The 6025-nt window shown below is 72.3% G+C and carries 4 protein-coding genes, 1 tRNA gene and 2 pseudogenes; 3 read left to right on the top strand and 4 right to left on the bottom strand.

From position 1 onward, the window contains the following. Nucleotides 1–427, top strand: a pseudogene (locus ACLIYP_RS04760) (hydrolase); the annotation flags it as partial. A gap of 60 nt (nt 428–487) precedes the next feature. Then, nucleotides 488–1168 (top strand): NAD(P)H-binding protein, encoded by a 681-nt coding sequence (locus ACLIYP_RS04755; RefSeq protein ID WP_412711871.1) that lies wholly within the window; start codon nt 488–490, stop codon nt 1166–1168. Between the two features lie 683 nt (nt 1169–1851). Here the strand turns inward: ACLIYP_RS04755 and ACLIYP_RS04750 are convergent. The 3 genes and pseudogenes from ACLIYP_RS04750 to ACLIYP_RS04740 all read right to left on the bottom strand — a co-directional run bounded on the left by ACLIYP_RS04750 (nt 1852) and on the right by ACLIYP_RS04740 (nt 5002). Beyond that, on the bottom strand, nt 1852–2520 hold the full coding sequence (locus ACLIYP_RS04750; protein WP_093660532.1) for an ABC transporter ATP-binding protein: 669 nt from the start codon (nt 2518–2520) through the stop codon (nt 1852–1854). Nucleotides 2521–2556: 36 nt separating this feature from the next. Further along, nucleotides 2557–4017: an ABC transporter permease gene (locus ACLIYP_RS04745; protein ID WP_412711870.1), complete on the bottom strand. Its 1461-nt coding sequence runs from the start codon at nt 4015–4017 to the stop codon at nt 2557–2559. 112 nt (nt 4018–4129) lie between these two features. Further along, nucleotides 4130–5002: pseudogene (locus ACLIYP_RS04740) on the bottom strand (IS5 family transposase). A 329-nt stretch (nt 5003–5331) separates the two neighbouring features. Here ACLIYP_RS04740 and ACLIYP_RS31015 point away from each other — a divergent pair. Continuing rightward, the gene (locus ACLIYP_RS31015) at nt 5332–5685 is read left to right on the top strand and encodes a hypothetical protein (protein ID WP_459076340.1); all 354 of its coding nucleotides are present in this window, start codon (nt 5332–5334) and stop codon (nt 5683–5685) included. 153 nt (nt 5686–5838) lie between these two features. Here the strand turns inward: ACLIYP_RS31015 and ACLIYP_RS04730 are convergent. Further along, nucleotides 5839–5920, bottom strand: a tRNA-Tyr gene (locus ACLIYP_RS04730). Nucleotides 5921–6025: the final 105 nt, after the last annotated feature.

The raw sequence follows: 6025 nt of genomic DNA, 5'->3' as shown, positions 1-6025 counted from the left end.
GCTGCTGCGGGCGGCGGGGGTGCGGGTCGCCGCGGGCAGCGGAGCCCTGCGCGACACGGCCAACCCGGTGGGCCGCGGCGACCCGCTGGAGGCCGCCTACCTGCTGGCCTCGCACGGCCAGGCCGGACCGGAGGAGGCCTACGAGGCGGTGAGCGCGCGGGCTCGGGAGGCCATGGGGCTGCCGCGGGTGCGGATCGAGGCCGGCTTCCCGGCGGAGCTGCTGGCCGTGCGCGGCCGCACGCTCGCCGGGACGCTCTCACTGGCGTACAGCCGCCTGGTCGTCCACCGCGGCCGGGTGGTGGCCCGTACCAGCGCGGTGCGCGAGTACTGCGACGCCATGGACCCGGGCGGCCCCGCGGACACGGCGGCCCCGGAACCGGGCGGCCCCGCGGCCGAACTGGGACTCCCCCGCCAGTCGCAGCGCTGACGGCGGCGTACACGGCGGCGTACACGGCGGAGGGCGGGTCCGGCGGCGTACGGTCGGGGTATGCGCACAGTCATCGCTGGAGGACACGGTCAGATCGCACTGCGGCTGGAGCGGCTGCTCGCCGCGCGCGGTGAGGAGGTCGTCGGGCTCGTCCGGCGGCCCGAACACGCGGACGACCTGCGCTCGGCGGGGGCCGAGCCGGTCGTCTGCGACCTGGAGTCGTCGTCCGTGGAGGAGGTCGCCCGGCACCTGCGGGACGCCGACGCCGCGGTCTTCGCGGCGGGTGCGGGCCCGGGCAGCGGCACGGCCCGCAAGGAGACGGTGGACCGCGCGGCCGCGGTCCTCCTCGCGGACGCCGCCGAACTCGCCGGAGTACGCCGCTTCCTGGTCGTCTCCGCGATGGGCGCGGACGACGAGCCCCCCGCCGACATGGAACCCGTCTTCGCCGCCTACCTGCGCGCCAAGGGCGCCGCGGACGACGACATCCGCCGGCGCGTCAACCTGGACTGGACGATCCTGCGCCCCGGCCGCCTCACCAACCACCCCGGCACCGGGCGGGTGCGGCTGGAGCCGCGCACGGGCCGCGGCGAGATCTCCCGCGACGACGTGGCCGCCGTCCTCCTCGCCCTCCTGGACGACCCGCGCGCGGCGCGGGTGACGCTGGAGCTGGTCTCCGGGGAGGTCCCGATCGACCAGGCGGTCGCGGAGCTGGGCTCGGAGGCGACGGAGGTGCCGGACTAGGCTCCACGCCGGACGGAACGGCGAACGGCCCCCGGCCAGTGGACTGGTCGGGGGCCGTTTCCCTCGTGTGGCGGCGCTGGGATCCGAACCCAGGAAGGCCGAGCCGGCAGATTTGCAGCCTCCCTTTGGCTGGCCGGACATAGCCACCTTGATCAGCGAAGACACGAGCAGCAACAAGTCGTGGTGGGCCAGTCGTCCACACCTCGTCCATACGACGGCTCCGCCACCGCGCCTGGGCGGTTTCGTCCGGATCATCGGGTGGCCCAGGGGAAGGCGTCTGGCTGTGGCGTCCTGCCAGGTAGATGGTCGTGGTCTTCTCGTAGCGGGTGGCGGTGCCGCGCCACTGCTCGCTGCCCCGTGGCTGGCGCGCGGCCTCGGCCGGCGCGGAGACTCCCGTGTCGGTGCTCCTCACCTGGTAACCGGTGAGGCTCAGCGTCGACTCGGGCAGTGTGCGGATGCCGGGCTCGTCCTCGACGACGAGAAGCCGGTGCTGCCGCTTCTCTTCGGTCCGCTCGGTCATGTCGGCACTACGATCCGTTCTCTCACCGGGCCCCGGCACTCGCCGTCCCCTCCTGGAGGCGCCCCCGCACCGGGTCTGGTGCGCCGTCGGCGTGTGAGACGCGCCGGGCCCGGTGCGGGGCAGAGCGGGGTCGGCCAGAGGTGTCGTGGCACTTCGCGTGAGGTCAGGACGACGACAGGGTGCCCTTGCGGAGCGTGACCGCCCGGGGGGCCTGCTTGGCCAGGTGGGAGTCGTGCGTGACCATGACGAAGGTGAGTCCGTCCTCCTTGCAGCGGATCTGCAGGACGTCCATGATCTCGTCGCGGGTGGACTCGTCGAGGTTGCCTGTCGGCTCGTCCGCGAGTAGTACTTGCGGCTTCTTGACCAGTGCTCGGGCGATGGCCACCCGCTGCTGCTGGCCGCCGGACAACTCGCTCGGCACGTGGCCCCGCCGCTCTCCCAGCCCGACCGAGGAGAGGGCCTCGGCGGCCAGTTCGCGCCGCTCCTTCGGCTTGATGCCCAGTGGTACGAGGGCCGTTTCGACGTTCTCCTGGGCGGTGAGGGTGGGAATGAGGTTGAAGCTCTGGAAGACGAAGCCGATCTTCTCGCTGCGCAGGCGGGTGAGACGGGCCTCGGGCAGCTTCGCCAGGTCGACACCGTCGAGCAGCACACTGCCGGAGGTCGGCCGGTCGAGGCCGCCGAGCATCTGGAGGAGGGTCGACTTGCCGCCGCCGGTGGGACCCTTGATGACCAGGTAGTCGCCGGTGGCGATGGTGAGGTCCACTCCGGCGAGCGCGTCGACGACGCCCTTGCCGCGGGTGTAGCGCCGGGTGACGCCGGTGAGTTCGTACATGGTGTGGTTGCTCCTGCGGAGAGGGACGAGGACCGGTCAGGCGACGCGGGAGAGGGCGTCGGCGGGGCGGAGCCGGGAGGCACGCCACCCGCCGAAGGCCCCGGCGACGAGGCCGCCCGCGACGGCGAGGCCGACGGCCAGGGTGATCACGGAGAGGCTGACCGGCGCGGTGAGGACCACATCCAGCGTCCGTGCGGCGGTTTCGCGTGCGGCGCCGCCGGGGCCGCCACCGGGACCGCCCATGCCGCCACCTCCACCGGGGCCGCCCATGCCGCCACCGGAAGCGCCCAGCTCCGCGGAGAGCGACGGCCCGAACGCGGTGACCGCCCACGCACCGGCCAGGCCCAGCCCGATGCCCAGCGCACCACCGACCAGGCCCGTCACGACGGCCTCGCCGACGACCTGCCCGGTGACCCGGCGCGAGCGCCAGCCCAGTGCCTTGAGGGTGCCGAACTCCCGGACGCGCCGGGCGACGGCGGACGAGGTGAGCAGGCCGGCGACCAGGAACGCCGCGGCCAGGACCACCACGGAAAGCCAGCGGCCGACCGTCTCGGCGAGGCCGGACGCGGTGGACAGCGACCCGGAGACGGTGTCCGCCAGGTCCTCGGAGGTGGTCACGGTGGCGTCCGGAACGGCCTTGAGCACCGCGGATTCCACCGCACCGAGCTGCTGCGCGTCGTCGGCCTGCACGTAGACGGTGGTGATCTTGTCCTTGGCGTCGGCCAGGGTCTGCGCCCGGGCGAGCGGCAGGTAGACGTTGGCGGCGGCGTCCCCGCTGGTCGCCGTGGCCACGCCGATGATCTCGAACTTGGTGTCGCTCACCGTGACCGTGTCACCGGTCGCGAGCTTCTTCTCCTTGGCGTAGGCGTTGTCCACCACGGCCACCTTCGCCGATGTCTCGGACGTCTCGAAGCCGCGTCCGTCGGTGATCTCCGAGGAGGACAGCGGGCCCATCGCCGGATGCGTGACGTCGGTGCCGTACACGGTGAAGCTGTCGATGGAGAAGTCGGCGCCGCCGCCCGTTACCTCACCGTCCGGGCCGCCGCCCCGTCCACCGCCCGGCCGCTGCTGGAACTGGCCGCGGCTGAACTCGCCGTCGACCTTCACCACATTGAGGCTGAGCCCGCCCACGGCGTTCGCCACACCATCCGCCTCCGCCACGGCGGAGACGGTGGCGGCGTCCAAGGTCTGCAAGCCCTGCACCATGACCCGGTCACTGCTCTGCCGCTCACCGTCCTCCCCGTCACCACGCGCGTCGAAGCGGAACCGCGGCCGCTCGCCACCGGTCTCCGACGGCGGCTCCGGAGCCTTGGTGACGGTCATGTCGGTACCGAGCCCGTAGAGGGATTCCAGTACCTGGTCCTGGGCCTTCCCCATGCCGGTCGAGACAGCGTTGACCACGATGACGAGAGCAATACCGAGAGCCAGCCCCGAGGCGACGACCAGCGCCGACTTCCTCCGGCGGCGCAGCTCGCGGCGCAGATAGGTGAAGAACATGCGCCGCAAGCTAGGCGTTTGGCCTGGCAGCACCGTGAGCGTTGTGTGAGAGAACGCTGAGAGTCTCACCGGGACGGATACTGCTCTTGGCCGGCGGCGAGGGTCAGTTGGATCATCGGGCGGACCAGGGGAAGATGCCTGCGACGTGGAGTCCCGCCAGGTAAACGATCGCGGTCTTCTCGTAGCGGGTGGCGATGCCGCGCCACCGCTTGAGGCGGTTGATACACCGCTCGACGGTGTTGCGCTGCCGGTACGCCTCGCGGTCGAAGGCCGGTGGTCTGCCACTGGCTCTTCCGCGCCGCATCCGGTTGGCCCGTTGGACGGCCCGTTCCGGGATCGCCTCGCGGATACCGCGTCTGCGCAGGTGGATGCGGACCTCGCGCGAGGAGTACGCCGTGTCGGCCAGGACCACCTCCGGCCTGGCGCGGGGCCGTCCACGGCGGCGGGGCACGCGCAGGCTTGGCCATCACCTCGGGGAAGGCGGGTGCGTCGCCGGCCTGTCCGGCGGTGAGGTGGAACGCCAGGGGCCGGCAGCGGCCGTCGGCAGCCAGGTGGATCTTCGGGGTCGGTTCGCCGCGGGAGCGGCCGATGGCGTGGTCGTCCGGCTCACCGCCGGGGCCCCTCTTTGCGGGCCCCGGACGCGTGCTGGTGGGCCCGCACGATGGTTTCAGTCCACCGACACGGTCCAGCTCAGGTACTCGTCCGCGTCGGCCTGGGCCACCAGCGCGGTGGACACCCGCTCCCAGGTGCCGTCGACGGCCCACATCGACAGCCGGTTGTAGACGCCCCGTCAGTCGCCGTACCTCTCCGGCGGGTGCACCCATTGGGTGCCGGTCTGGAACTTGTAGGCGATCGCGTCGATCACCTCACGGTGGTCCCGCCAGCGGCCACCCCGCTTCGGTGTCCGGTCCGGGAGCAACGGCTCGATCCGCGCCCACTGCGCATCGGTCAACGGCACACCCGGACCAACGACCGGCTGGTCCAAACGAAGAGGAGGTGGATCCGGCGTGCGTGCCGGACCCAGGGCAGGCCACGAAGCTCTTGGCTTCTGTACGGGACCAAAGTCCCCGTGGCCGCCGCCTGGCCGCCTTCTTCGGCTGCATGTGCTACGCCGCGGCACGGCCGGCGGAAGTCATCGGCCTGCGGGCCCAGGACCGCGACCTTCCGCGTCGTGGGCGGGGCATGCTGCGCCTCGGGGAGGCCCGGCCGCGATCCGGTTCCGCGTGGACGGACAGCGGGGAGGCGCACGACAGGCGGGGGTTGAAGCACCGGCCGCGAAAGGCGGTCCGGCAGGCCCCCATCCCACCGGAGCCGGTGGCCCTGCTGCGGTGGCACGTCACCGCTTACGGCACCGCCCCGGACGGCAGGCTGTTCCGTACTCAGCGAGGTGGACTGATTCAGGACACCGGATACGGCGAGGTGTGGGCCGAAGCGCGAGCACGCGCCCTGACGCCCGCGCAGCGCGCGTCGTCACTGGCCAAACGCCCGTATGACCTCCGTCACGCCGCCGTCTCCACGTGGCTCAGCTCCGGCGTGGAACCTCAGCTCGTGGCGAAGCGCGCCGGCCACAGCGTCGCCGTGCTGTTCCGGGTGCGCGCCGAGTTCCTCGGCGACGGTGACGAGGCCGCCAATGCCAAGATCTCCGCCCGACTGGAGCAGCGCGGCTGAAGGGTGCGGACGGCCGTCCACGGCCCGTTCACACAGGTCGGGACAGGGCCTTCAAACGCGAGACAGGATGAGACAGCGCGCTGATCACGCGGGCGCATGAGAAACGGCCCGTGGCCTGCTGGAACAGCGGGCCACGGGCCGTTTTCATCCGTGTGGCGGCGCTAGGATTCGAACCTAGGAAGGCTGAGCCGGCAGATTTACAGTCTGCTCCCTTTGGCCACTCGGGCACACCGCCTGGGATTGCCGCCTCGGGGGCGTTCGCTCCCTGGCAACGCGCACAACCATACCCGATGGTGGGGGGTGGTCCGCCACCTGGTTGTCCGGCGGTGGATCACCGCCG

This window comes from Streptomyces nanhaiensis (assembly GCF_046614825.1).
GTDB classification, from domain to species: Bacteria; Actinomycetota; Actinomycetes; order Streptomycetales; family Streptomycetaceae; genus Streptomyces; species Streptomyces radiopugnans.
The sequence above is the reverse complement of the archived record's forward strand: the minus strand, read 5'-3'. Positions and strand labels throughout refer to the sequence as shown.